The sequence below is a fragment of the Burkholderia sp. BCC1999 genome (assembly GCF_905339975.1).
Taxonomy (GTDB): domain Bacteria; phylum Pseudomonadota; class Gammaproteobacteria; order Burkholderiales; family Burkholderiaceae; genus Burkholderia.
Genome location: NZ_CAJPHP010000006.1, coordinates 87,796 through 112,963 on the forward strand (window position 1 = coordinate 87,796; position 25,168 = coordinate 112,963).

Here is a 25,168-nt window from a genome sequence, read left to right on the forward strand (position 1 = left end):
CCGAAGCCGCGCCTGTCCAGGGAGAACGCGATGAACGCACCGACCGCCGTCGTACCGGGCTGGGAACTCGACACCGCGCCGTTTCATGCGGGCGAGCTCGCCGTGCAGCAGCGCGCGGGCGTGACGGAGGCCGCGGGTTCGGCCGGCCGGCGCGGAATCCGGCGTTTCATGCCGGACCAGCACCGGACGTTCTTTGCGCAATTGCCGTTCTTCGTGATCGGCGGCGTCGATGCGCACGGCCAGCCGTGGGCGACGTTGCGCGCGGGCGAGCCGGGTTTCGTCGCGTCGCCGGACGCCCGCACGCTGCGCATCGCGGCGCGCGCGCTGCCGGGCGATCCGCTGGCCGGCGCGTGGCAGCCGGGCGCGGCGCTCGGCGGGCTCGGTATCGAATTCGATACGCGGCGGCGCAATCGCGTGAACGGCGTCGTGCGCGCGGTCGACGGCGATGCGTTGACGATCGCGGTCGAGCAGAGCTTCGGCAACTGCGCGAAGTACATCCAGGGCCGCAAGCCCACTTTCGTGGCACGCGAAGTCGATGCCGCCGTCGAGCCCGACGTGTCGGACGCATTGAGCGACGCCGATCGTGTGCTGCTCGCGCAGGCCGACACGTTCTTCGTCGCGAGCGCGAACACGTCTGCAGACGCGGGGGCCGCGCGCGGTGCGGACGTGTCGCATCGCGGCGGGATGCCGGGTTTCGTGCGCGTCGACGATGCACACACGCTGACGACGCCGGATTTCAGCGGCAACCGCTTCTTCAACACGCTCGGCAACCTGCAGCACGATCCGCGCGCGGGGCTGCTGTTCATCGATTTCGACAGCGGCGACCTGCTGGTCGTGGCCGCGCGGGCGGAAATCGTATGGGACGGGCCGCTCGTCGCGTCGTTCGACGGCGCGCAGCGCGTCGTGCGGTTCCATGTGCGGGAAGTGCGGCGCTTGCGCGCGGTGCTGCCGTTCCGGTGGTCGGCGGTCGAACGCGCGCCGCAGTTCGCGGCGATGGCAGCGGGCACGGGTGCGGGTGCGGGTGCGGCGGGCGGCCCGGTGCAGTCCGCATCGGCATCGGCAACGCCACCGGCACCGGCATCAGAATCGCTCTCCGCATCGGCACCCGCATGGCGGCCGCTGCGCATCGCGAAGATCGTCGACGAAGCGCGCGCGATCCGTTCGTTTCATTTCGAAGCGGCGGATGGCGGCGCGCTGCCGGCCTATGACGCCGGGCAGCACCTGACGCTGCGCGTTGCGCTGCCGGGCAGCGATGCGCCGTCGATTCGCAGCTACACGCTGTCCGATGCGCCGGGCAACACGCATTACCGGATCACCGTGAAGCGCGAGGGGCGCGTATCGGCATGGCTGCACGATCACGCGTGGGCGGGCATGACGCTCGACGCGCAGATGCCGCGCGGCCGCTTCACGTTCGATCTTGCGAGCCCGCGCCCGGCCGTGCTCGTGTCGGCCGGTATCGGCATCACGCCGATGATCGCGATGCTGCGCCGCGCGCTGGCCGACGATCAACCGTTGCGCCGCATCGTGTTCGTGCACGGCGCGCGTGAAGCGGCCGACCGGCCGTTCGCGGCGGAACTGACGCGCGTCGCGGCCACCGATCCACGCCTGTCGCTCCACTGGTTCGACAGTCATCCTGACGAAGGCTCGGCAGCGCAGGCCGGCCGCATCGACATCGCGCAGCTGAAGCGGATCCTGTCGTTCGACGACTACGACTTCTACCTGTGTGGGCCGGCGGCGTTCATGCGCGACTTGTACGACGGGCTGCGTGCGTTGAACGTGCCGGACGAACGCATCCGCTTCGAGGCGTTCGGGCCGTCGAGCGTTGCACGCACCGCAACCCGCACGTCTGCCACGCCGCCTGCGGCGAGCGTGCCGGTCGTCTTCCGGCGCACGGGGCGCGAAGCCGCATGGACATCCGCCGACGGCCCGCTGCTCGAGTTCGCCGAGGGGCAGGGGGTTGCCGTGCCGTCCGAATGCCGGTCCGGCTCGTGCGGCACGTGCGCGACGCGCGTGCTGTCCGGTGCGGTCGACTACGAGCAAACGCCCGATGCGCCGGTCGAACCGGGCTGCGCGCTGCTGTGCGTCGCGCGGCCCGCGCAAGGGTCGGAGGCGCTCGTGCTCGACCGCTGATGGCCCCTGCGACATGCCGCCGCAGATGGCCTGCTGCGCGAAAAGCGCGCGCAACTGCTTCTTTTTTCGGATGCCGGTCGGATCGACGATAGCGTCAACCGATTCGATGAAAGGAGCGCAACCATGAAACTGCTCGGCATGATCAAGCTGGTCCTGTGGAGTTTCTTCGGCGTACGCAACAGCAAGGCGCACGCGGCCGATCTCGCGAACGTGAACTACACGTTGCTGCCGTTCGTGGCGATTGTGCTCGCGCTGCTCGTCGGCGCGGTCATCTACGGCGTCGTACACCTGGTCGTCGATCCGACCGCGACGATGCAGGGGTTTTGAGCGGCGGGTGAACCGGCAGCGGGCCGTCATTCCCGCGCCGGTTTTCGCCCGTTCGACCGGCGCGCGACTGCACCGGTTGTCGCGGTTGCGTCGCAGGACGAGCACAGCGATCGCATCGTCGCCGCGGTCGCATCGCCCGCAGTACATTTCCCCCATTCCGCCGTTCCCGCCTCCCGTTCCACCCGATTCCACGGCCATCGTTCCCGCCCGGGGTAAAATGCGCGCCACGCCGCGATGTCGCGCGCGACGGGCAGGCCGCCGTTCCGATGAACGGCCGGCGCAAGCGCCCGCCGCCTGCGCCGGGGCGTTCGAAGCGTCCCCCGCATGACACGACCGCGCGATGCCGCCGGCCGCCCGCCCGCTCCCGACGAATCCGTCGACGGCTGCGTCGGTGCCCGGTGCGTCACCTGTATCCGATGTCCCATCCTGCGTCTTCCTGACCGACCGGCACGCGAGCGTGCCGTATCGTCCGATTCGTCTGATGAATGTCGTGTCGTCGCACGCGTCCGCAGGGGCACGCTTCGCAGCTTCGTAACGTGTTTCGACAGGGTCGAGTGGCGAGTTTTCCATCCAGAACAATGACGGTAAATAGAACAACAGCGACGCCCGCACGGCGGCGGCGCACGAAGGTCGGGCTCGGAGTCGGCCTCGGCATCACGCTTTTCGCGGCGCAGGCCGCCGCGGCACCGGGCGACGCGCCCGCACCGGACGCCGATGCGGCCGGCACCGCGACGCTGCCCGCGATCACGGTGAGCGGCGAGCGCGGCAGCACGCTGCGCGCGCGCGAAGCCTCGGTCGCCGGGCTCGACGACGCGCCGCTGCGCGACACGCCGGCGTCGGTGAACGTCATCACGCGCGCGTTGATCGACGACCAGCAGGCGAAGCGGCTGAGCGACGTCGTGCGCAACGACGCATCGGTCGTCAACGACTATGCGCCGGTCGGTTATTTCGAAGGCTTCGCGATCCGCGGCTTTCCGGTCGATCTCGCGAGCGCGATCCGGATCGACGGGCTGACGGTGTCCGGCGAGCAGAACGTGCCGCTCGAGAACAAGGAGCGCGTCGAGATCCTGAAGGGGCTGGCCGGCATCGACAGCGGCGTGGTCGCGCCCGGCGGCGTGATCAACTTCGTGACCAAGCGCTCCGCGAACGTCGCGAGCGTGACGGGCGGCGTCGACAGCCGCGGCTCGACGTCGGCGGCCGTCGATCTCGGCCGCCGCTTCGGCCCCGACAATCAGTTCGGCTTCCGGATCAATGCCGCGAAGGAGAACATGCACTCCTATATCGACGGCACGAACGGGCGGCGTACGTTCGGCTCGATTGCCGCCGACTGGGACATCAGCCCGCGCGCGAGCCTGCAGCTCAACGCCGAATTCCAGCAATGGATCCAGCGCTCGGCGCCCGGCTACCAGTTGCTCGGCGGCACCGTCGCGCCGTCGGTCAAGACGACGTCGAAGGCGCTCGGCATGCAGCCATGGGCGAAACCGGTGACGACCGATGCGCTGAACCTGAACGCGCGCTTCGACTACCAGTTCAACGACGACTGGAAGGCCTACATCGCCGCTGGCCGCAGCCGCACGATGATCGACGACAACAGCGCGTTCGCGTACGGTTGCTCGTACGCGGCGAGTTGCACGGCCGGCGCAACGTCGCCGTTCTTCTTCGGCGCGAACGGCGACTACGACGTTTACGATTTCCGCAGCCCCGGCGAATACCGGCGCAACGACGACCTGCGCGCGGTCACGACCGGCAAGTTCGCGACGGGGCCGCTGCGGCACGAGCTGACGCTCGGCGTGAGCGTGCAGCGCCGCGTCGTGAGCATGGCCGATGCCGTGTACGACTACGTGGGCAGCGAGAACATCTACGGGCCCGACACGACCTTCTCGCCGTCGCCGAATTCGCCGGGGCCGTCGTACCCGCGCCTCGACGCATGGCAGTACGGCGTGTTCGGGCTCGATCGCATCAGCATCGGCGAACACTGGCAGGTGCTCGCGGGCGGCAAGGAGGTGCTGCTGCGCCAGCGCAGCTGGAGCAGCCTCGACGGCGACACGACGCATACCGACCGCTCGGTGTTCCTGCCGCAGGTCGCACTTGTCTACAAGCCGGTAAACGTGCTGTCGCTGTACGCGTCGTACAGCAAGGCGCTGTCGCTCGGCGACCAGGCGCCCGTGCGTGCGACCAACGCGTATGCGTTCCTGCCGCCCGTCGAATCGCACCAGATCGAGGTCGGCGCGAAATACGACTGGCTCGACCGGCTGAGCCTCACGGCCGCCGTGTTCTCGATCAGCAAGCCGTTCCAGTTCGCCGACCCGGATCCGTCGGGCACGTCATACACGTTCGTGCAGCGCGGCACGCAGCGCCACCAGGGGATCGAGCTCGGCGCGGCCGGGCGCGTGACCGAGCGGCTCGGGCTGACGGCCAGCGTCGCGGCGATTCGCGCGCGCGCGTACGATTCGGGTTCGCCGGCGTACGAAGGGCACCAGATCATCAACGTGCCCGCGCTGCGCGCGTCGGTATATGCGGACTACGCGGTGCCGGGCGTCGCGGGGCTGAACGTGCTGGGCGGCGTCGAGTACAGCGCGGCCCGCAATGCGAACGAGGAAGGCACCGCGCGCGTGCCGTCGTGGTTCGTGTTCAATCTCGGCGCGCGCTACACGACGAAGATCGGCGGGCATCGCACGGTGCTGCGCGTGTCGGTCGACAACCTGTTCAACAAGTTCTACTGGCGCGATGCGGGCGAGCAGCAGGGCGATGCGTACCTGTTCCCGGGTGCGCCGCGCACCGCGCGCGTGTCGTTGACCTATGATTTCTGATCGTCCGGATCCGGCCGCGTGATGCGCGGCCCCGGCAGCCAACCAGGAGAGCACAGACGATGTCCCCACTCGAAATCGCCGGCGTGATCGTCAGCGCGCTCGCGATCTGGCTGACCGCGAAGCGCCGCATGCTGTGCTGGCCGGTCGGGCTCGTGTCGGTCGCGTTGTACGGCTGGATCTTCTTCGATGCGAAGCTGTACTCGGACATGCTGCTGCAGGGCGCGTTCGCGGTGCTGCAGGTGTACGGCTGGCAACGCTGGCTCGCGCAGCGCGCAAGCGTTGCCGACGGCAGCGCCGCGCCGGTGGGCGATGTCGCACCCGTCACGGGCGTGCGGCCGATGCAGATGCTGCCCGACCTGATTGCGGCCGTCGTCGGCAGCGCGTTGCTCGGCGGCATGATGGCGCGCTGGACCGACGCGGCGCTGCCGTTCGTCGATGCGTCGCTGACCGCGTTCAGCCTCGTCGCGCAATACTGGACCGCGCGGCGCTACATCGCGTCGTGGGGGCTGTGGATCGTCGTGAACGTCGTGTACGTCGGGATGTTCGTGTTCAAGGAACTGTATCTGACGGCCGGACTCTATGCGCTGTTCATCGGGCTGGCCGTCGTCGGCTGGCGCGACTGGAGCCGCACGGCCGCGGCGCTGCGCGCGGCGGCCGGCGGTGCGCTGGCAACCGGCGGCAGCGCGCGCTGATCGACGCGCCGATTCGGATTCAACTACGGAGCAACGTCGTTCATGTCATTCCCACTCGAGCCGGACGGATCCCTGTCGCGTGACGTCGCGCCACCGCAATTCGGTGTCGACGGCGAGCAGGCCGAACGCGACTGGCCGCTGATGACGCACGACGAGGTGGCAGCGGTGCTCGCGCGGATCGACGGCGCCGGCGATCCGGCGCGGCTCACGTGGCACAGCCCGCGGCAGTTCGCGGCGGCCGTCCTGGTGCAGATGACGGACGGGCGCGGGCTGTTCGTCAAGCGTCACCACGTCAGCCTGCGCGATGTCGAAGGGCTCGAGGAAGAGCATCGCTTCATCGCGCATCTGCGTGAACGCGGGATACCCGTGGTCGACATTCTCGCGGATCGCGACGGCGCCACCGCGTTCGCGTCCGGCGACTGGACCTACGAGGTGCACGTGCGGGCACCCGGCGTCGATCCGTATCGCGGCGTGATGTCGTGGCAGCCGTTCACGCATCCGTCGCACGCATACGCGGCCGGCCGCGCGCTGGCCGAACTGCATCGCGCGTCGGCCGGCTACGATGCGCCGGCGCGGCCCGTGCGCACGCTGCTGTCGAGCTTTCGCGTGCTGTCGTCCGGCGATCTGGCGGGGGCGCTCGAACGCTGGGTCGAGGCGCAGCCGTTGCTCGTGCGTGCGCTCGGCGCGCGCGACTGGCGCGGCGACGTGGCCGACGCGATCGGCCCGTATCACGCGCGCCTCGCGCCGCTGCTGCCCGCGCTGCCGCCGCTGTGGACGCACGGCGACTGGCATGCGTCGAACCTGCTGTGGACCGAGGCGGGGCCCGGCGCGCAGGTGCGGACCGTGCTCGATTTCGGGCTGTCGGATCGCACTTGCGCGGTGATGGATCTCGCGCTCGCGATCGAGCGCAATACGGTCGACTGGATGGCGCCGGCCGATGCGCGCCGCGTCGAGTACGCGCAGATCGACGCGCTGCTCGACGGGTATGAGTCGCTCGAACCGCTGGGCGACGAAGCCTATGCGGCACTGGTTGCGTTGCTGCCGATCGTGCATACGGAGTTCGCGCTGTCGGAAGTGGCTTACTTCGGCTGCATCATCGATGCGCCGAAGATCGTCGACATCGCGTACGACGGCTACCTGATCGGGCACGCGCGCTGGTTCGGCGAGCGTGACGGTCGGCAACTGCTCGACTGGCTCGTGCAGCGCCGGCGCGCGAAGCAAGGGGGCGTTTGATTCTTGAGAATACCCTGGCAGCTTCACCGGTTCGGCGATCGATATGTTGCTCGAATCGTTATCGAAATCTTACCTGGGTAGATTTGATGGCCTGTCGCACGCGAGTGCCGGAAGCGCTGAGCTCACTGCAAACGCAGCGGCGATAAATGAGCCAACTCTGATGTCAATGGTCAGTGCAGCAGTTGTCGAGACAGCCGGGACTCACTTGCACGGTGACTTCACGGGTTGCGAACGTTGATTCGCTCGCGCTGTTGATCGGATAAATTTGCGTTTTTATCTGAAATGGTGCATTTATCAAGCCATCGTCTATGATGGTCTTTGTCACTTCGGAAGCACGTTTTTTCGCGAGTTGGGTAGGAATAGCTTCATTTTTGGACGCGCTGCCAATTATGTAGATCCAGCTCTGAATAGGGTGCTTGGAATTGATTTCTGACACCCATCGTTCAATTCGTATTTTCTCGGATTCGGTAATCTCGTGGCTGTTGGGTGAAAATGGCACGAACAGTTGTTGTGATGGAAGATTTTGTGATGCCTGGCATTCTGTGGTGGCGTCTGCGGGAAAAATTAATAATCCTGAAATCGCGATGACGAGTGTTGTGATAAAAATTTTCATGTTGATTTGGGATCCTTAATCTGCAAATAAGCTTTCGCCGTAGATCACGAATCCGGTGAGTGTATCCGCATTTCTCAATGCCAGGTCAGGATTGGCCCTTGCCCATGCGGCTGCTGTGGGATCAATCCCGTAACGAGGGTCGCTGCTGCCGAAGGTGTCAATGAAATGTGTTACTTCGTGAATGAGCGTAGACAGCCGGGAATCCCCGAACATATTCTGGTTGCGCAAGCCGGTGCAGAATTTCATGGCGATACTTATAAGTTTTCGCTCCGTATTAGGTCCGCAAACATGAGCGGCCTCGTTATCGATGTCACTCATATTCGGGACGCAGCCTAACATTCGGTCGAGGTTCGGATCGGTTCGGACGAAGTTGTGTGGCGTTAGCGTCTTCAGTACGGAGAGGTGTCGTGAGAAGCCGTTGATAAGATATCGCCGGGTATTCTCATCGCATCGATTGAATCAATAGGTCATTCTATCCTTGATGGTCTTGTCATATCGATTCAGGTCGGTAATCCTTCGTTCGACAAGAATGATGGACCATTTAAGCAGTCGCGCTACCATAATTCTGAATTCCTTATTGGTCATGTTGGGGCAAATTGGCGTTGTGTTGATGTAAACGTCAACCGTTGATCCCGGATTTGTGTTGGTGACTGCTCCGGAGTGAACGAGAAACCAATCTTTGTCTTCGTTGGCATCAAAATTGTATTGATTGTTGTCAGAATAATTGTTCATGGCTTCAAGGTCCCGTCGTTTAGATCTTCAAGGATGTTGTCGCATCAGTAACGAAGCTTCACATTTGCTCGGCGCAATCAGTGTTGCAGGTGAAGATCTGTGCGGTCTCCGTTACGCTTCCATAGTCATGGAGCGGTATGGTTACGTTCGTGTCTCCGGAACCTCGAACAATCGTCTTTTCAAGTGAACGTGTCTATAGAACTAGTTCGAAATTTCGGAATGCAAAGAGGTTTTTTTGATTTGTACGTGATCGAATTGAATGATCGAAATTAATTCGAACGGTCTGGCGAACTTTGATGGCTTCGCTGGATCGCACGCGATCGCTCGGACGCCGCGTACAGATGGCCGTCTGGGCAGATACGCACGCTGGTTGGGCGAGTACAACGCACCCAACATGACGGAAATATCATCTTCGCCTCATGTTCGCACTGCGGCCCGACCGTAGCATCGGTCGCAAACCGTTACCGCAGAACCGAACATGCTCAAGCTCTCTCTCGCCGTGGCCGTCGCCTTCGCGACGGCCGCGACGGCTTATGCGCAGCCGTCGCTGTCGCCGGGGTCGACTCCGGCTGCCTCCGGCAGCGCCGCACCGATCGGCGCATCGCCCCCCGACGCACTCCCTTCCACTTCGTTGACGCTTCCCGATGCACTCGCCGTCGCGGCCCGGAACAACCCTGCGCTGCGCGGTGCGCGCGCGGACGTCGATGCATCGGCCGGCGCGCTGATGCAGGCCGGCGCGCGCCCCAACCCCGAAGTGTCGTTCCTGCAGGAAGGCTTTCGCCGCGCCGAACGCACGTCGACCGCGCTGATCAACCAGACGATCGAACTCGGCGGCAAGCGCAGCGCGCGGCTGGACGTCGCGTCGTACGGCAGGGAAGCGGCCAATGCATCGCTCGACGAGCAGGGCGCCGTCGTGCGCGCCGGCGTGATCGCCGCGTTCTACGGGCTGCTCGCCGCACAGCGCCAGCTCCAGGTCACCGAGGAATCGGCCGCGATCGCCGCGCGCTCGGCGGATCTCGCGAGCCGCCGGGCACAGGCCGGCAAGGTGTCGCCGGTCGAGGCGACCAAGGCGCATGTGGCGGCGGCCGGCGTGCAGATCGAAGTCGTGACCGCGCGCGGCCGTGTCGAGGTCGCACGCGAGAAGCTGAACGCGGTGATGGGCGAAGCGCGCGACGGCCGGCTCGCGGTACTCGGCGACCTCGAAGTCGTGCCGCCGGTCGAGTCGTTGCCCGCGCTGACCGCGCAGCTCGACGACGCGCCGCTCGCGCGGGTCGCGCGCGCCGAGATGCTGCGCTCGAACGCGGCCGTATCGCTCGAACGTGCACGGCGCATTCCGGACGTGACGATCAGCGCGGGCGTGAAGCGCGTGACCACGGGCGGCGTGCCGGACAACCAGGCCGTGGTCGGCGTGTCGTTCCCGATTCCGCTGTTCAACACGAACAAGGGCGCGCTGCTCGAAGCGACGCACAAGGCCGAGCGGGCGAACGCCGATCTCGATCGCGAACGCACGCGCCTGCGGCTGGAGCTCACGCAGGCGTACGCGAATTTCGAAGCCGCCGCGCAGGAAGCGCAGCGGCTGAAGGCCGACATCCTGCCGGCCGCGCGCCTCGCACTCGATGCGATGTCGCGCGGCTACGAGCTCGGGAAGTTCAGCTTCCTCGACGTGCTCGACGCGCAGCGCACGCTGTTCCAGGGCCAGTCGCAATACGTGCGCGCGCTCGCCGATGCCCATACGGCGCGTGCCGACATCGGCCGGCTCGTCGGTACGCCGCTTGCACCGCACGCACCTGTCACGCAATAGCGCAACAGACGCCTCCATTACCTGAAGGATCATCATGTCACGCAGCAGAATCCTGATCATCGCGGCGGTCGTGCTCGGCAGTGCCGGGATCGTCCTCGGCGCACTCGGCGTCACGCGCAATAGCGGCGGCAACGGCACGTCCGTGTCGGCGGCGCCCGACGCCGCTTCATCCGCTGCAGCCGTCGGCGAGCGCGGCGGTGTCGTGCTCAAGCGCGGCAAGCTGTCCGTCGAAATCGTGATGACGGAGAAGCCCGGCGACGCGCGCCTCGTCGTCTATCCGTTCGTCGACGGCAAGCCGGCCGACAAAGGCGTCACCGTGTCTGGCACGCTGGTGCGATACGACCGCACCCACGAACCGTTGCGTTTCGACGCGGCCGGCCAGAAGTTCGTGTCCGCGCAGTCGATTGCCAAGCCGCATGTGTTCGATGCGACGATCGACGTGAAGGCGGGCAATGAAGCCGCCTCGTTCCCGTTCGCACGCGCCGACGGTGCGATCGCGTTGACCGACGCGCAACTCGCTACCTCGAAGATCGCACTCGCGAAGGCCGGCCCCGCGCAGATCGCGACGCCGTTCCAGTTGCCGGGCGAGATCAAGTTCAACGAGGACCGTACCGCGCACGTGGTGCCGCGCGTGGCCGGCATCGTCGAGCAGGTGTCGGTGTCGCTCGGGCAGAACATCGCGAAGGGGCAGGTGCTCGCGGTGATTGCAAGCACCGATCTGGCCGACCGCCGCAGCGAGCTGCTGACGGCCGAGCGCCGGCTGTCGGGTGCGCGCGCGACCTACGAGCGCGAACGCACGTTGTGGAAGGAGCGCATCTCCGCCGAGCAGGACTACCAGCAGGCGCAGGTGCAGTTGCGCGAAGCCGAGATCGCCGTGCAGAACGCACGGCAGAAGCTCGCCGCGCTGAACGCGCCGGTCGGTGCGGGCGCGCTGAACCGCTACGAACTGCGCGCGCCGTTCGCGGGCACGATCGTCGAAAAGCACGCGACGCCCGGCGAGGCGATCGCCGCCGATGCGAGCATGTTCGTGATCTCCGATCTGTCGACCGTGTGGGCCGAGATGGCCGTGCCGGCACAGCGGCTCAACGACGTGCGCGTCGGCCGCGATGCGACGGTCGTCGCGACGGCGTTCGAGTCGCGTTCGAGCGGCCCGATCGCGTACGTCGGGTCGCTGCTCGGCGAACAGACGCGCACCGCGCCGGCGCGTGTCGTGCTGCCGAACCCGAACGGCGTGTGGCGCCCGGGGATGTTCGTCAACGTGTCGGTCGATGCGGGCAAGCAGGGCGTGCCGCTGGCGGTCGCGAGCGACGCGCTGCAGGACGTCGACGGCGCGCCGTCGGTGTTCGTGCGCTCGCCGAAAGGCTTCGTCGCGCAGGCCGTCGAGACGGGGCGGCGCGACGAGCGCGCGACCGAGGTGCTGAAGGGGCTCAAGCCGGGCCAGGAATACGCGGCGTCGAACAGCTTTGTGCTGAAGGCCGAGCTCGGCAAGGGGAGCGCGGAACATGAATGAGCGATACGTGTGCGCCGTTACGCGGCTCGCAGCCCGATATGCGGCCCGCTTTCCGGCCCGTCGCGTGACCGGCCGGGCGGCCCGTCCGGTGCGAGCGACCGTTCCCCGTTTCAAGGAATCCCGACATGTTTGAGCGCCTGATCCGCTTTGCGATTGCGCACCGCTGGCTCGTGATGCTGGCGATCGCGGCCGTGGCCGCGCTGGGCGTGTTCAGCTACCAGAAGCTGCCGATCGACGCGGTGCCCGACATCACGAACGTGCAGGTCCAGATCAACACGTCCGCGCCCGGCTACTCGCCGCTCGAGGCCGAGCAGCGCATCACCTATCCGGTCGAGACCGTGATGGCCGGGCTGCCCGGGCTCGAGCAGACGCGCTCGATCTCGCGCTACGGGCTGTCGCAGGTCACCGTGATCTTCAAGGACGGCACCGACATCTACTTCGCGCGGCAGCTCGTCAACGAGCGCATCCAGGAAGCGAAGGACAAGTTGCCGGCCGGCATCGCACCCGCGATGGGGCCGACGTCGACGGGCCTCGGCGAGATCTACCTGTGGACCGTCGAGGCCGAGGCCAACGCGCGCAAGCCCGACGGCGCGCGCTATACGGCGGCCGACCTGCGCGAGCTGCAGGACTGGGTCGTGCGGCCGCAGTTGCGCAACGTGCGCGGCGTGACCGAGGTCAACTCGATCGGCGGCTACGTGAAGGAATACCGCGTCGCGCCGAACCCGGCGAAGCTGATGTCGTACGGGCTGACGCTCGCCGACGTCGTGCGCGCGCTGGAACGCAACAACGACAACGTCGGCGCGGGCTACATCGAAAAGCGCGGCGAGCAGTATCTCGTGCGCGTGCCGGGCCAGGCGCGCACCGTCGACGATATCGCGAACATCGTGCTGACCAACGTCGGCGGCGTGCCGGTGCGGATGAAGGACGTCGGCGTCGTCGACATCGGCCGCGAACTGCGCACCGGCGCCGCGACGGCGAACGGCGAGGAAGTGGTGCTCGGCACGGTCTTCATGCTGATGGGCGAGAACAGCCGCACGGTCGCGAAGGCCGTCGCCGCGAAGATGGAGGACGTGAACCGCACGCTGCCGGCCGGCGTGAAGGCGATTCCCGTTTACGACCGCACCGTGCTCGTCGAGAAGGCCGTCGCGACGGTGAAGAAGAACCTGCTCGAAGGCGCGATCCTCGTGATTGCCGTGCTGTTCCTGTTCCTCGGCAATATCCGCGCTGCGCTGATTACCGCGCTCGTGATTCCGCTGTCGATGCTGATGACCTTCACCGGCATGGTCAACGCGAAGGTGAGCGCGAACCTGATGAGCCTGGGTGCGCTCGATTTCGGGATCATCGTCGACGGTGCGGTGGTGATCGTCGAGAACTGCGTGCGGCGGCTCGCGCATGCGCAGGCAACGGCCGGCCGGCCGCTCACGCGCGACGAGCGTTTCGCGGAGGTGTTCGGCGCGTCGCAGGAGGCGCGGCGCGCGCTGATCTTCGGGCAACTGATCATCATGGTCGTGTACCTGCCGATCTTTGCGCTGACGGGTGTCGAAGGCAAGATGTTCCACCCGATGGCGATTACCGTCGTGATGGCGCTCGCGGCCGCGATGGTGCTGACCGTCACGTTCATTCCGGCGGCAGTCGCCTTGTTCATCGGCGAGCGTGTCGAGGAAAAGGAAAACCGTCTGATGGGCTGGGCGCGGCGCGCGTACGAACCGGTGCTCGCCGCGTTCATGACGCGCCCGGCGCGCGTGATGATCGGCGCGGGCGCAATCGTGCTGGTCACGCTCGGGCTCGCCACGCGGCTCGGCAGCGAGTTCATTCCGAGCCTCAACGAAGGCGATCTGGCCGTTTCCGCGCTGCGGATTCCCGGCACGAGCCTGTCGCAGTCGGTCGAGATGCAGAAGTCGATCGAAAAGACGCTGAAGTCGCGCTTCCCCGAGATCGAACGCGTGTTCGCGCGCACCGGCACGGCCGAGATCGCGGCCGATCCGATGCCGCCGAACCTGTCGGACGGCTACATCATGCTGAAGCCGGCCGACCAGTGGCCCGACCCGAAGAAGCCGCGCGACCAGCTCGTGCGCGAGATCGAGGCGGCGCTCGCCGAGCTGCCGGGCAACGCATACGAGTTCTCGCAGCCGATCCAGCTGCGCTTCAACGAGCTGATCTCGGGCGTGCGCAGCGACGTCGCGGTGAAGATCTTCGGCGACGACATGGCCGTGCTGAACCAGACCGGCGAGCAGATCGCGGCCGCCTTGCAGAAAGTGCCGGGCGCATCGGAGGTGAAGGTCGAGCAAACCACCGGCCTGCCGGTGCTGACCGTCAACCTCGACCGCGACAAGCTCGCACGCTACGGCGTGAGCGTGGCCGACCTGCAGGATTCGGTGGCCGCGGCCGTCGGCGGGCAGAAGGCCGGCACGCTGTTCCAGGGCGACCGCCGTTTCGACATCGTCGTGCGGCTGCCCGACGAGCTGCGCTCGGACATCGAGGCGATCAAGCGGCTGCCGATCGCGCTGCCCGCGCCGGCCGCCGGCGCCAGCGCGCCGCTCGCGGCGGCGCCGTACGTGCCGCTCGCGGAACTGGCGACGATCGACGTCGCGCCGGGCCCGAACCAGATCAGCCGCGAGGACGGCAAGCGGCGCGTCGTCGTCAGCGCGAACGTGCGCGGCCGCGATGTCGGCTCGTTCGTCGCCGATGCGCGCGAGCAACTGCAGCAGGATGTGCGCGTGCCGGCCGGTTACTGGGTGTCGTGGGGCGGCCAGTTCGAGCAGCTGCAAAGCGCGAGCGAACGCCTGAAGCTCGTCGTGCCGCTCGCGCTGTTCATGGTGTTCGTGCTGCTGTTCGTGATGTTCAACAACGTGAAGGACGGGCTGCTAGTGTTCACCGGTATCCCGTTCGCGCTGAGCGGCGGCGTGGTGTCGCTGTGGCTGCGCGGGATTCCGCTGTCGATCACGGCGGCGGTCGGTTTCATCGCGCTGTCGGGCGTGGCCGTGCTCAATGGTCTCGTGATGATCTCGTTCATCCGCAACCTGCGCGACGAAGGGATGCCGCTCGAGGCGGCCGTGCATGACGGCGCGCTCACGCGGTTGCGGCCGGTGCTGATGACCGCGCTGGTCGCGTCGCTCGGCTTCCTGCCGATGGCGTTCGCGACCGGCACCGGCGCCGAGGTGCAACGCCCGCTCGCGACGGTCGTGATCGGCGGTATCCTGTCGTCCACGGCGCTGACGCTGCTGGTGCTGCCCGTGCTGTACCGCGTGAGCCATGCGGTGTCGTGGCGCGCGGCATTTCGCGGCGGCCTCGGCGCAGGCGTGCTGCGCCGGCTGGGTTTCTTCAAGGGTAATGCGTGATGCGAATTCTGATTGTCGAGGATGAACCGAAGACGGGCGCGTACCTGCGCAAGGGTCTCACCGAGGCCGGCTACGTCGTCGACTGGGTCGAGGACGGCATCACGGGCCAGCACCAGGCCGAAACCGAGGAGTACGACCTGCTCGTGCTCGACGTGATGCTGCCCGGCCAGGACGGCTGGACGCTGCTGCAGAACCTGCGGCGCAGCAAGTCGACGCCCGTGCTGTTCCTCACCGCGCGCGACGACGTCGGCGATCGCGTGAAGGGGCTCGAGCTCGGCGCCGACGACTATCTCGCGAAGCCGTTCGACTTCGTCGAGCTGACCGCGCGCATCAAGTCGATCCTGCGGCGCGGCCAGCCGCGCGATTCGAATACGCTGCGCGTGGCCGATCTCGAGCTCGACCTGACACGCCGCAAGGCCACGCGGCAGGGCGACACGATCCTGCTGACCGCGAAGGAATTCGCGCTGCTGTGGCTGTTGATGCGTCGCGAAGGCGAGATCCTGCCGCGCGCGACGATCGCGTCGCAGGTGTGGGACATGAACTTCAACAGCGACACGAACGTCGTCGATTCGGCGATCCGGCGGCTGCGCTCGAAGATCGACGACGCGTACGAACCGAAACTGATCCACACGGTGCGCGGCATGGGCTATGTGCTCGAAGCGCGCGGCGGCGCGGCCGCATGATCGCGCGCCTGCTGCCGCGCACGCTGCGCGGACGCCTGACCGCGCTGATCATCCTGTCGACGTCGGTGATCCTCGCGTCGAGCGGCGTCGCGCTTTACAAGGCGTTGAGCAACCGTGTCGAGATGACGGCCGCCGAGCAGATGGCCGGCATATCCGCAGCGCTGGGCACGCACCTGGGCGGAGCGGACACGACGGTCGACGTCGCGCGCAACCCCGGCATCTGGATCGACCAGTTGCACGGCCATCCGAACATGGATCTCGCGATCTTCGACGCTACGGGCACGCGCCTCGTCGGTACGCCCGGATTCCGTCCCTATGCGCCGCTGCTGTCGCTGGATGCGGGGCGCGTGCCGGTCGCCGTCACACCGCCCGGCGCGCGGCACCAGTATCTGGTGACGACCGTGCCGCTCGCGGGCGGCACCAGCGCCGGTGCGCCCGTGGTGCGCGTCGCCGTGCAGTACGACCGCAGCGCCGACGTGCTGCTGCTGCGCACGCATGCTTATACGATCGTCGTGATCGAGGTGTTCGGCGTGGTGCTGGCGGCCGCGATCGCGTACGGCATCGCGGCGCTGGGCTTGAGCCCGCTGAGGCGCTTCGCGGCACGGGCCGAGCAGATGTCGACGAGCCGGCTGGCGCATCCGCTGCCGGAACTCGATACGTCCGGCGAGCTGAAGGAACTCGAGCATGCATTCAACGGGATGCTCGAACGGCTGAACGAGTCGTTTACGCGACTGAGTCAGTTCTCGTCGAATCTCGCGCACGACATGCGCACGCCGCTCACGAACCTGCAGGCAGCCGCGCAAGTCGTGCTGTCGCAGCCGCGCAGCGCGGATGAATACCGGAGCGTGATCGAGTCGAGCATCGACGAATACCAGCGCTTGTCCCGGATGATCGAGGACATGCTGTTTCTCGCGCGCTCGGAACAGGCCGGCACGTCAATCGGCGTGCGGCGCCTGAATGCGGCGGAGGAGGCGGAGCGGGTGGCCGGCTACTACGAGCCGCTTGCGGAAGACGAGGGCGTGACGGTGAAGGTCGACGGCCACGCGTGGGTCGATGCGGACCTGACGCTGTACCAGCGTGCGCTGAGCAACCTGCTGTCCAATGCGCTGACCTATGCGCCGCGCGGCAGCGTCGTGACGATCGATTGCGTCGAGCAGGGCGGCGCGACGACGATCGCCGTGTCGGATACGGGGCCCGGCATCGCCGCGGAGCATGTCGGGCGGATCTTCGAGCGCTTCTATCGTGTCGATCCGTCGCGGCACAATTCCGCGTCGGGCACGGGGCTCGGCCTCGCGATCGTCCGGTCGATCATGGACAATCACGGCGGCGAATGCGGTGTCGACAGCGATCCCGGCCGGCGCACGACGTTCTGGCTGCGCTTTCCGCGCCGGCCGGCCGAGCCGAACCGGCCGGCGGCCCTCAGCACCTGACACCGCGGGCGGGCACGCTCGCGCGTTCGCCATGAGGCGGCCGCGCGCGGCGCGTTGCCCGCGGTCGTGCGGCCGAGCGTCATTGCCGCGCGGTCAGGTTGTCGTGATTGTCGGCCTGCGGCTTCTTCTCGCCGCCATGCACCGAAATCCCGTGAAGCTCCTTGTTGCGCGCGACCATCTCGCCGGTCGGCGGGTATTGCGTCTTGCCCGTCGGCACGACGCCGTCGTGCTGCGCCTGCTTCAGTTCGTTGACGACCTGCGTGCGGGTCTTGCCCTGCGTTTGCGTTTCCGCGAATGCGGCCTGCGTGGCCATGCCGAGCGACAGCGTGGCGGTGACGAACAGTGCTGCGAGTTTTGCCGTTTTCATCGAGTGCTCTCCTTGATCAGGTCGCCGGGTGGCGAACCATGGACCCAGTATGCGAAAGCAGCCGTGCGTGATCGTGATCGCGAGATGAAAAAATCGTCAGATTGCGCAAGCAGGTGGCGCATCGTTGGGACCCGACCGACATGACGCAACCGTCATGTTCTCGTCATGGGCGCGATGAGCGGGAAGCGGAACATGAAGTCTGCCGTTGGCCGACAGGGCCGAAGGCATTCGCGCCGTTCGCAACAGCAGCATGGAAAGCGGGCGGCCCTGTTCAGCCTCCCATTCCGGACCGAAAAGTGCATCGTCCCGCCATTCGTTTAGCCTTGATCGCAGTCCTGATCGTCCCGCTGTTCGCGGGCTGCGCGTCGACTCGCTCCGGCACCTCCGCGGCCACGCCTGCCGCCACGTCTTCCGCCGCACGCAAGCCGATGCCGGCCGACCTGATGCCCGGCGAGCAGATCGACTATGCCGGTCACCGCTGCGGCAATCCGAACCTGTATGTGAAAACGCACACGTGCCTGTTTCCGCAACGCAATCCCGCACAGTGATCGTCCGGTATGCGAAAAAAAGGCCCGGCACTCGACGAGTCCGGGCCTAACGCGTGATCGTGCCGTGCGACAACGACCCGCTGCGTGGGTGGGAACGGGCATGGCCCGTTACCGTTCCGATCGTAGCGACATCACGCATCGCGAACCTGATCGCAACATGAAATTTTCGTCACGCAGCGCGGAGTGGGCCGTCGCGATCAGAACCGGTGGCGCAACCCGAGATTGACGATGCCCTGCGTGCGCGTGCCGCCGTAGCCGTAGGAACCGATCGATGCCTGCGCCGTTTGCGTGCCGCCGTCGAGCGTGCGCTGCTCGCCGTTCGCACGCTGCCAGGCGCCGACCGCATAGAGATCGGTGCGCTTCGACAGCACGTAGTCGGCGCCGGCGGACACCTGATGGTAGGTTGCGCCCGTATCGCCGCGGGCACGCGTGTAGCTGTAGCCGAGGCCGACGAGCAGGCTCGGCGTTGCCTGATAGTTGAAGAAGCCGCGCGCGGTGTCGTACTTCTGCGTGCTGCGGAACGCGGACATCGCGTCGGCCTTGTACAGCGCATTGCTGTAGTCGATACCGATCGCGAAGGGCGCGAAGTTGTAGCGCAGCGCACCGCGCGCGATGCCGATCGATTTCGCGGAGATGTAGCCGCCGTTGACCAGCGACCCGTCGAACGTGCCGTCGGACGTACCGTTCCAGCCCGTCCGGATCCCGTTGGCGAGCGATGAACGATTGGCCGCGTAGTAGTAGCCGCCCGCGACGTCCACCGGGCCGTTGCTGTACGACAGGCCGGCCGACCAGGTCTGGCCCGCGCCGCTTTTGCCGGCCACGCCGCCGAGCGCATACATGCCGACGAACTGGAATCCGCTGATCACGGGGGATGTGTACTTCACCGCGTTGTCGGTGCGCGACGACGTGTCGTAGTTGTCGACGTCGCCGGGTGTCGCGTACACGCTGCCGAAGTAGAAGTCGCCGGTGACCGGCCATGCGACGTCCGCAAGCGCGTCGTACTGGCGGCCGAGCGTCAGCGTGCCCCAGCGGGCGCTTTCAAGGCCGACGAACGCCTGCCGGCCGAACATCCGGTTGCCTTGCCCGAGCGCGCCGGTGTTCGGATTGAAGCCGTTTTCCAGCGTGAAGACCGCTTTCAGCCCGCCGCCCAGGTCTTCCGCGCCTTTCACGCCGAAGCGGTTGCCGAGCAGATTGCCGTTGCCGAGGCCGACGAGGTTCTTGCCGTCCGCGTTGGCGTTCCACACGTACGTGAGCGACGTATCGAACAGGCCGTACAACGTGACTTCCGTCGCATGTGCCGCGTGGGTGGCCGCGAGCAGCGTACCCGACATCATGACGAGCCGAACTGGAGTTTTCATGGTGTGCCCCTGAGGTTCAAGAAGATCATTTCGTGCATCGCTCGATTCCGGTGCGGCGCCTTGTGGTGGCGGGCCGGAATATCGCGATCGCGCTGGCGATTCTGGAAAGCGTTCGGATCGTGGAGGTGAGGGACAAATGAGAAAAATGTCATCGCCGTGTCATGTGCGCAAAATTACGTGGGGAATTTCATTCGTACTGCGATGCAGAAGATGCCCGGACGGTGACGAAACCGTCATGCCGCGATCACGATTTCGCACCGGCGTAGGCTCAAAGTGAACGCTCCCGTCACGGATTTCCAGCAAGGAGCCAACAACATGAACATTCCGCGACCGATGATCGCCATCGCCGTTGCCGCACTGTCGATTGCGGCTTTCTCACAGGCGGTCGCCGCCCAATCGAAAACCCGGCAGGAGGTGCGTCAGGAACTGGTGCGCGCGCGGCACGACGGCGTGATCCCCAGCCCGAATCACGATTACCCGGCGAGCCCGGCTGTTGTCGCGCGGAATCAGGAAATTCATCGCTCGACCGTTCATCGCGGCGAGCAGGCACCGATGGTCGATGCGCACGACAACCGCTTTGCGGTGCGTTGATCGTTCATTCATGGCCGGGCGGCGCGATGCCCGCCGGCTGGATTCACCCGTGTAGAGGAGCGTGCCATGCGTACTATCGCGAAAGGAATCGTGCTTGCGGTGTGCCTGATGTCGACGGCCGCGATGGCGGCCGGCTGGCCGGAACGTGCGCTGTCGCACGCGCCGGCGCATGACGTCGGCAGCCGTGCAAACGAGCGGATGCGCTGCGAATTCGCGGCCGTGCCCGCTGGTGCGTGGACGGCGACGTTCACGCGAGGGCAATGCGAAGTCGACAACGGCCGGCTGACGTTCGTGCCAGCCGACGCGGGAAGCGGGGCGACGATGACGGAGAAACGGATCGTGCTCGGCGACGTCCGTACCGCGTCGCATCAGTCGCGCAAGTTGAAGGAACAGCTGCAACTGACGACGCGCGACGAAGTGATCGCACTGAACGTGCTGACCGACGACGGCAGCCGCAAGTCGCGCGAACATGCGATCGACCTGTGGGCTGCGTTGCGCAACGAAGGCGTCACGCCCGTGAACGGCACGCGGATCGTCGACACCTATCCGACAGGCGCGACGACGTGGTAGCCGCCGCGTCCGGCTTATCCGGCCTTGACCGACCCTTCGATCAGGAAGAACACGATGAAGCCGATGAAGAACGCGGCCGTCGCGAACGGCGTTTCGGGCACCTCGTGCGCTTCGACCAGCAGTTCCTCGGTCACGAGGTACAGCAGCGCGACGGTGCCGAGCCCCAGCAGCGCCGCGTAGATATTCGTCGGCAGGCCGGCAAACGCCGCATTGCCGGCAACGGCCGCGATGCTCAACAATGCGGCCAGCCCGACCGGCACGACGATCGACAGCATCCGGCCGATCCCTGCGGCGGCAAGCGCGGCGCTGACCGACAGCGCGAGGAACAGCACTTCGAGCGTCAGCGCGACGGTCAGGATGATGCCGCTTTCGTCGCTGGCCGAGAAGGCGATGCCGAGCACGAGGCCGTCGACGACAAGGTCGATCGCGGTGACGACGATCAGGCTCACGGGCAGCCGCGCTTTCTCGAAGCGCGTCTCGATCGCGCCCGACAGCGCGCGGATCGCGAGCATCAGCGCGATGCCGAGCACGAACCCGACGACGACCGGAAACAGCGCATGCGCGCGGTCTTGCGGCAGCAGTTCGAGCGCCGCGGCCGCGAACACGATGCCGCCGGTGAAATGCTGGATGACGCTCGACGTTTTGGGGCCGGGCGCACGCCACGCGGCCGCGAGGGCGCCGAAACAGGCCGCCAGCACGGGCGGTAACGTGAGCAGCGCAAGCTTCGCGGTCGGTGTCATGTGGCCTCGGGCAGTTGGCGTGCCGCAGCGGGCGCTGCATTGCACGGTTCGTACGCGCCGGGCGGTGCCCCGGCATCAACCGGGGATTGAACACCTTGAAGCCGCTTCAGGGTCAAGGCATTTGATGCAGGGCGCACCGGCCGGCCGGCGCGCCCGTTTCCGTCAAAGTTGCGCGAGCGCCTGATCGAGGTCGGCGAGCAGATCGTCGATATGCTCGATGCCGATCGACAGCCGCACCGTTTCTTCCTTCACGCCGGCCTTCGCGAGCTCGGCCGGCGACAGTTGCCGGTGCGTCGTCGATGCGGGGTGCGTCGCGAGCGATTTCGTATCGCCGATGTTGACGAGCCGCGTGAACAGCTTCAGCGCGTCCTGGAACTTCGCACCGCCGTCGCGGCCGCCCTTCACGCCGAACGTCAGGATGCCCGGCGCGCGGCCCGACAGGTAGCGTGCGACGAGCGCATGGTCGGGGTGATCGGGCAGGCCCGCATAGTTCACCCACTCGACGTGCTCGTGGCGCGCGAGATGCTGCGCGATCTTCAGCGCGTTGTCGCTGATCCGCTCGACGCGCAGCGCCAGCGTCTCGATGCCCTGCAGGATCTGGAAGGCGTTGAACGGCGAGATCGCCGCGCCCATGTTGCGCAGCGGCACCACGCGCGCGCGGCCGATATACGCGGCCGGCCCGAACGCTTCCGTATAGACGACGCCGTGGTAGCTGACGTCCGGCTCGTTCAGCCGCTTGAAGCGGTCGGCGTGTTCGGCCCACGGGAACTTGCCCGAATCGACGATCGCACCGCCGAGGCTCGTGCCGTGCCCGCCGAGGTACTTCGTCAGCGAGTGCACGACGATGTCCGCGCCATGCTCGAACGGACGCAGCAGGTACGGCGACGGCACCGTGTTGTCGACGATCAGCGGGATGCCGTGCCGATGCGCGACTTCCGCGAGCGCGGCGATGTCGGTGACGTTGCCGAGCGGGTTGCCGACCGATTCCGCGAAGATCGCCTTCGTGCGCGCATCGATCAGCGGTTCGAACGATGCGGGGTCGCGCGGATCGGCGAAGCGCGTGGTGATCCCGTATTGCGGCAGCGTATGTGCGAACAGGTTGTAGGTGCCGCCGTACAGCGAACTCGCGGACACGATGTTGTCGCCGGCTTCGGCGATCGTCTGGATCGCGTACGTGACCGCGGATTGCCCCGATGCAAGCGCAAGCGCGCCGATGCCGCCCTCGAGCGCGGCGATCCGCTGCTCGAGCACGTCGGTGGTCGGGTTCATGATCCGCGTGTAGATGTTGCCCTGGACCTTCAGGTCGAACAGGTCGGCGCCGTGCTGCGTATCGTCGAATGCGTACGCAACGGTCTGGTAGATCGGGACGGCGACCGCACGCGTGGTCGGGTCGGGACGATAACCGCCGTGCACGGCGATGGTTTCGAGACGCCAGTTCGGATTGGCCTGATCGGTCATGGGTGCTCCGTTTGTTGTTGTGAAGGTCGAGGGGTCCTGCCGTCCGGCGATTATAGGAGCACGTGCGCTGCTGCCCTTAGAACGAATGGTTTGTTGCTTATGGGGACGCCGCGCATAGAATGCCTCTTTCCGCAGACGAAAGGTGCGCGATGGATCAGGATCAGTGGAACCAGGTGGATGCGTATTTCTCCGCGACGCTCGTGCCGTCCGACGACGCGCTCGATGCCGCGCTGGCGGCGAGCGACGCGGCCGGGCTGCCCGCGATCAACGTCGCGCCGAACCAGGGCAAGCTGCTGCAGCTGCTCGCGACGATCCGCGGCGCGCGTCGCATTCTCGAGGTCGGCACGCTCGGCGGCTACAGCACGATCTGGCTTGCACGCGCATTGCCGCCCGGCGGCACGCTCGTGACGCTCGAACTGAACCCCGAGCATGCGAAGGTCGCGACGCAGAACATCGCGCGCGCCGGGTTCGCGGAGGTCGTGTCGGTGGTGGTCGGCAGCGCGAAAGACAGCCTCGCGCGGCTCGTCGACGCCGATGAGGCGCCGTTCGATTTCATCTTCATCGATGCGGACAAGGACAACAACGCGGTCTATCTCGACGCGGCGCTGAAGCTGTCGCGGCCCGGCACGGTGATCGTCGTCGACAACGTCGTGCGGCGCGGGCGCGTGGCCGACCCGGACAATCGCGAGCCCGACGTGGTCGGCGTGCGCGACGGGTTCGCGCGCCTCGTGGCCGAGCCGGCGCTCACGACGACGGCCGTGCAGACGGTCGGGCAGAAGGGCTGGGACGGGTTCTCGATCTCGATCGTCGGCGCGTGACGTGATGCGTCAGTGCGCGCTTGCGCTCGCGTCGGCGCGGCGATACAGGCGCGGCCACTGATCCTGGAACAGGCCGTTGCAGGTGCCGTGCGTCGAGATGTCGGCGAGCAGGAAGCGCCGGCCGTCGAAGATCCACGACGCGGTCGAGCCGCAATCGCCGGCACTGCGCAACCGGACCTTGCTCGACAGCATCGCGCTCGACGGATCGTAGCCGGCGTCGGTGAGTTCATTCGGAAACGATGCCGAATCGAGGCCCGCATTCGCGTTTTCGCCGAAATTCATGGCCGTCGGCGCGTACGGTGCGGTGCGGCGGATGCGATACCACAGGTCGGTGTGGTTATACATGCTGCTGGTCTGGCACGGGATCGCGACGAGCGCCTCGTCGGCCGAGATCGCGACGGCGGTCGACGCCTTCCGGCGATCGCTTGCCGACATTTCGTCTTCGACATCGGCCGCGCATTGCTTCACGTCCGTGCCGAATTTCGCGAGCACCGCGTCGACGAGCGGACGCTGTTCTGCTGCCGACAGGCTGGCGACGGGCGGCGGCGCCGGCGTGACGGCGGGCGGCAGCGCCGGTGCGGCCGGCACCGACGACGCAGGCTTGGTACCGGGGCGCAGCAGCGCGGTGACGGTGCCGACACGGCCCTGCGTATCGTCGATCAGCAACAGCGCGGCATTCAGCCCCGACAACGGCGTACGCGCGGTGTGCGCCGACGCCGGATCGCCGAAACTCAGCAGCTGTGCGTTGCGCGACGCGGCAAGCCAGGCGGCAATCGTTGCCGGATCGCTCGTGCGGACCCGGAACGGGTGTGCTTCGTCGTCGGTCTTGTCGCCGAACGCATGCCATTGGGCCGCCACCGCATCGAACGGGCGGCCGTCGACGCGTGCGGTGCGCAGGTCCAGCGGCACCGACGCGTAGAGGTCGAGCGACGGTTGCGCATCGGGGCCGGCATCGCGCGTCACGCGCAGGATGAGGCTGGGGCGTGCATCGTCGATATCGTCCGAATGGCTTTCGGCGACGCAGCGATTGCCGTTGTCGCAGACGACCGACCAGTTCTTGAAATCGCGCTCGACCGGCGGCCGCGCGAGCGGACGGGCCTGTGCGGCGAATGGGGAAACGGAGAGGAGGACGGCGAGGGCAAGCGAAAAACGGTGCGACATGACGGTTCGTATCGACGGTGAAAGGGCGGGCGGAAGATGCCGGACTGCAAGCGCATCGTCAGCAAGCGGTGCAGGTCGAGTGCAGCGGCGCGAACGGTGTCAAGTATACCGCTGCAACGGGAGGCGTCCGATGTGGCGACCCGTAGTGCACGCGTTCGAGCGTTGCTGGCCGCGCGGAGGCCGCCGCGGATGGACAAACGGCGCGATGCCGCCAGGCACCGCGCCGTTTGCTTGTCATCGACCTTCGATGATGTCGCA

The 25,168-nt window shown here is 66.8% G+C and carries 22 protein-coding genes; 14 read left to right on the forward strand and 8 right to left on the reverse strand.

Annotation, left to right across the window (positions count from 1 at the left end; genetic code table 11):
• Positions 1–30: 30 nt before the first annotated feature.
• The 5 genes from U5809_RS10220 to U5809_RS10240 all read left to right on the forward strand — a co-directional run bounded on the left by U5809_RS10220 (position 31) and on the right by U5809_RS10240 (position 7,192).
• The gene (locus U5809_RS10220) at positions 31–2,130 is read left to right on the forward strand and encodes a pyridoxamine 5'-phosphate oxidase family protein (RefSeq protein ID WP_322086406.1); all 2,100 of its coding nucleotides are present in this window, start codon (positions 31–33) and stop codon (positions 2,128–2,130) included.
• A gap of 123 nt (positions 2,131–2,253) precedes the next feature.
• The gene (locus tag U5809_RS10225) at positions 2,254–2,457 is read left to right on the forward strand and encodes a DUF2970 domain-containing protein (RefSeq protein WP_021164122.1); all 204 of its coding nucleotides are present in this window, start codon (positions 2,254–2,256) and stop codon (positions 2,455–2,457) included.
• Positions 2,458–3,035: 578 nt separating this feature from the next.
• Positions 3,036–5,267 (forward strand): TonB-dependent siderophore receptor, encoded by a 2,232-nt coding sequence (locus U5809_RS10230; protein WP_322086407.1) that lies wholly within the window; start codon positions 3,036–3,038, stop codon positions 5,265–5,267.
• A 59-nt stretch (positions 5,268–5,326) separates the two neighbouring features.
• The gene (pnuC, locus tag U5809_RS10235) at positions 5,327–5,959 is read left to right on the forward strand and encodes a nicotinamide riboside transporter PnuC (protein WP_322086408.1); all 633 of its coding nucleotides are present in this window, start codon (positions 5,327–5,329) and stop codon (positions 5,957–5,959) included.
• 42 nt (positions 5,960–6,001) lie between these two features.
• Positions 6,002–7,192 (forward strand): phosphotransferase enzyme family protein, encoded by a 1,191-nt coding sequence (locus U5809_RS10240; RefSeq protein WP_322086409.1) that lies wholly within the window; start codon positions 6,002–6,004, stop codon positions 7,190–7,192.
• A gap of 163 nt (positions 7,193–7,355) precedes the next feature.
• Here the strand turns inward: U5809_RS10240 and U5809_RS10245 are convergent, their stop codons facing one another.
• The 3 genes from U5809_RS10245 to U5809_RS10255 form a co-directional block, all read right to left on the reverse strand.
• Positions 7,356–7,805: an OmpA family protein gene (locus U5809_RS10245; protein ID WP_322086410.1), complete on the reverse strand. Its 450-nt coding sequence runs from the start codon at positions 7,803–7,805 to the stop codon at positions 7,356–7,358.
• Between the two features lie 15 nt (positions 7,806–7,820).
• Positions 7,821–8,123, reverse strand: a complete 303-nt coding sequence (locus U5809_RS10250) for a M35 family metallo-endopeptidase (RefSeq protein WP_322086411.1) — start codon at positions 8,121–8,123, stop codon at positions 7,821–7,823.
• 141 nt (positions 8,124–8,264) lie between these two features.
• Entirely contained in the window at positions 8,265–8,537 is a 273-nt protein-coding gene (locus tag U5809_RS10255) for a hypothetical protein (protein ID WP_322086412.1), read from the reverse strand.
• Positions 8,538–9,015: 478 nt separating this feature from the next.
• Here U5809_RS10255 and U5809_RS10260 point away from each other — a divergent pair, with 478 nt between their 5' ends.
• The 5 genes from U5809_RS10260 to U5809_RS10280 all read left to right on the forward strand — a co-directional run bounded on the left by U5809_RS10260 (position 9,016) and on the right by U5809_RS10280 (position 17,299).
• Positions 9,016–10,338 (forward strand): TolC family protein, encoded by a 1,323-nt coding sequence (locus U5809_RS10260; RefSeq protein ID WP_322086413.1) that lies wholly within the window; start codon positions 9,016–9,018, stop codon positions 10,336–10,338.
• A gap of 34 nt (positions 10,339–10,372) precedes the next feature.
• A complete protein-coding gene (locus U5809_RS10265) occupies positions 10,373–11,848 on the forward strand; it encodes an efflux RND transporter periplasmic adaptor subunit (protein ID WP_322086414.1) in 1,476 nt (491 codons plus the stop codon).
• Positions 11,849–11,973: 125 nt separating this feature from the next.
• Positions 11,974–15,186: a CusA/CzcA family heavy metal efflux RND transporter gene (locus U5809_RS10270; protein WP_322086415.1), complete on the forward strand. Its 3,213-nt coding sequence runs from the start codon at positions 11,974–11,976 to the stop codon at positions 15,184–15,186.
• Entirely contained in the window at positions 15,186–15,869 is a 684-nt protein-coding gene (gene irlR / locus U5809_RS10275; protein WP_006490455.1) for a heavy metal response regulator transcription factor IrlR, read from the forward strand. Before U5809_RS10270 ends, irlR begins: the two co-directional genes overlap by 1 nt.
• Complete coding sequence (locus tag U5809_RS10280) at positions 15,866–17,299, forward strand: heavy metal sensor histidine kinase (protein WP_322086416.1); 1,434 nt, start codon at positions 15,866–15,868, stop codon at positions 17,297–17,299. The genes irlR and U5809_RS10280 overlap by 4 nt, the downstream gene beginning before the upstream one ends.
• A gap of 79 nt (positions 17,300–17,378) precedes the next feature.
• Here U5809_RS10280 and U5809_RS10285 read toward each other — a convergent pair whose 3' ends face one another.
• Positions 17,379–17,666, reverse strand: coding sequence for a DUF4148 domain-containing protein (locus U5809_RS10285; protein ID WP_282507566.1), 288 nt, complete (start codon positions 17,664–17,666; stop codon positions 17,379–17,381).
• A gap of 140 nt (positions 17,667–17,806) precedes the next feature.
• Between U5809_RS10285 and U5809_RS10290 the strand changes: the two genes are divergently transcribed.
• Positions 17,807–18,214: a hypothetical protein gene (locus tag U5809_RS10290; RefSeq protein WP_322086417.1), complete on the forward strand. Its 408-nt coding sequence runs from the start codon at positions 17,807–17,809 to the stop codon at positions 18,212–18,214.
• A gap of 197 nt (positions 18,215–18,411) precedes the next feature.
• On the opposite strand, the gene U5809_RS10295 is transcribed toward U5809_RS10290, so the two are convergent.
• On the reverse strand, positions 18,412–19,572 hold the full coding sequence (locus tag U5809_RS10295) for a porin (protein WP_322086418.1): 1,161 nt from the start codon (positions 19,570–19,572) through the stop codon (positions 18,412–18,414).
• Between the two features lie 315 nt (positions 19,573–19,887).
• Here U5809_RS10295 and U5809_RS10300 point away from each other — a divergent pair, with 315 nt between their 5' ends.
• Positions 19,888–20,163, forward strand: coding sequence for a DUF4148 domain-containing protein (locus tag U5809_RS10300; protein WP_322086419.1), 276 nt, complete (start codon positions 19,888–19,890; stop codon positions 20,161–20,163).
• Positions 20,164–20,229: 66 nt separating this feature from the next.
• Positions 20,230–20,733: a hypothetical protein gene (locus tag U5809_RS10305; protein ID WP_322086420.1), complete on the forward strand. Its 504-nt coding sequence runs from the start codon at positions 20,230–20,232 to the stop codon at positions 20,731–20,733.
• 14 nt (positions 20,734–20,747) lie between these two features.
• Here U5809_RS10305 and U5809_RS10310 read toward each other — a convergent pair whose 3' ends face one another.
• Both U5809_RS10310 and U5809_RS10315 read right to left on the reverse strand, forming a co-directional pair.
• Positions 20,748–21,473 carry a hypothetical protein gene (locus U5809_RS10310; protein WP_322086421.1) on the reverse strand — a complete coding sequence of 242 codons (726 nt, stop codon included), beginning with the start codon at positions 21,471–21,473 and terminating at the stop codon, positions 20,748–20,750.
• Between the two features lie 162 nt (positions 21,474–21,635).
• The gene (locus tag U5809_RS10315) at positions 21,636–22,931 is read right to left on the reverse strand and encodes an O-acetylhomoserine aminocarboxypropyltransferase/cysteine synthase family protein (protein ID WP_322086422.1); all 1,296 of its coding nucleotides are present in this window, start codon (positions 22,929–22,931) and stop codon (positions 21,636–21,638) included.
• 149 nt (positions 22,932–23,080) lie between these two features.
• Between U5809_RS10315 and U5809_RS10320 the strand changes: the two genes are divergently transcribed.
• Positions 23,081–23,749 (forward strand): O-methyltransferase, encoded by a 669-nt coding sequence (locus U5809_RS10320; protein WP_322086423.1) that lies wholly within the window; start codon positions 23,081–23,083, stop codon positions 23,747–23,749.
• Positions 23,750–23,758: 9 nt separating this feature from the next.
• Here the strand turns inward: U5809_RS10320 and U5809_RS10325 are convergent, their stop codons facing one another.
• Positions 23,759–24,910 (reverse strand): DUF1176 domain-containing protein, encoded by a 1,152-nt coding sequence (locus U5809_RS10325; RefSeq protein WP_322086424.1) that lies wholly within the window; start codon positions 24,908–24,910, stop codon positions 23,759–23,761.
• Positions 24,911–25,168: the final 258 nt, after the last annotated feature.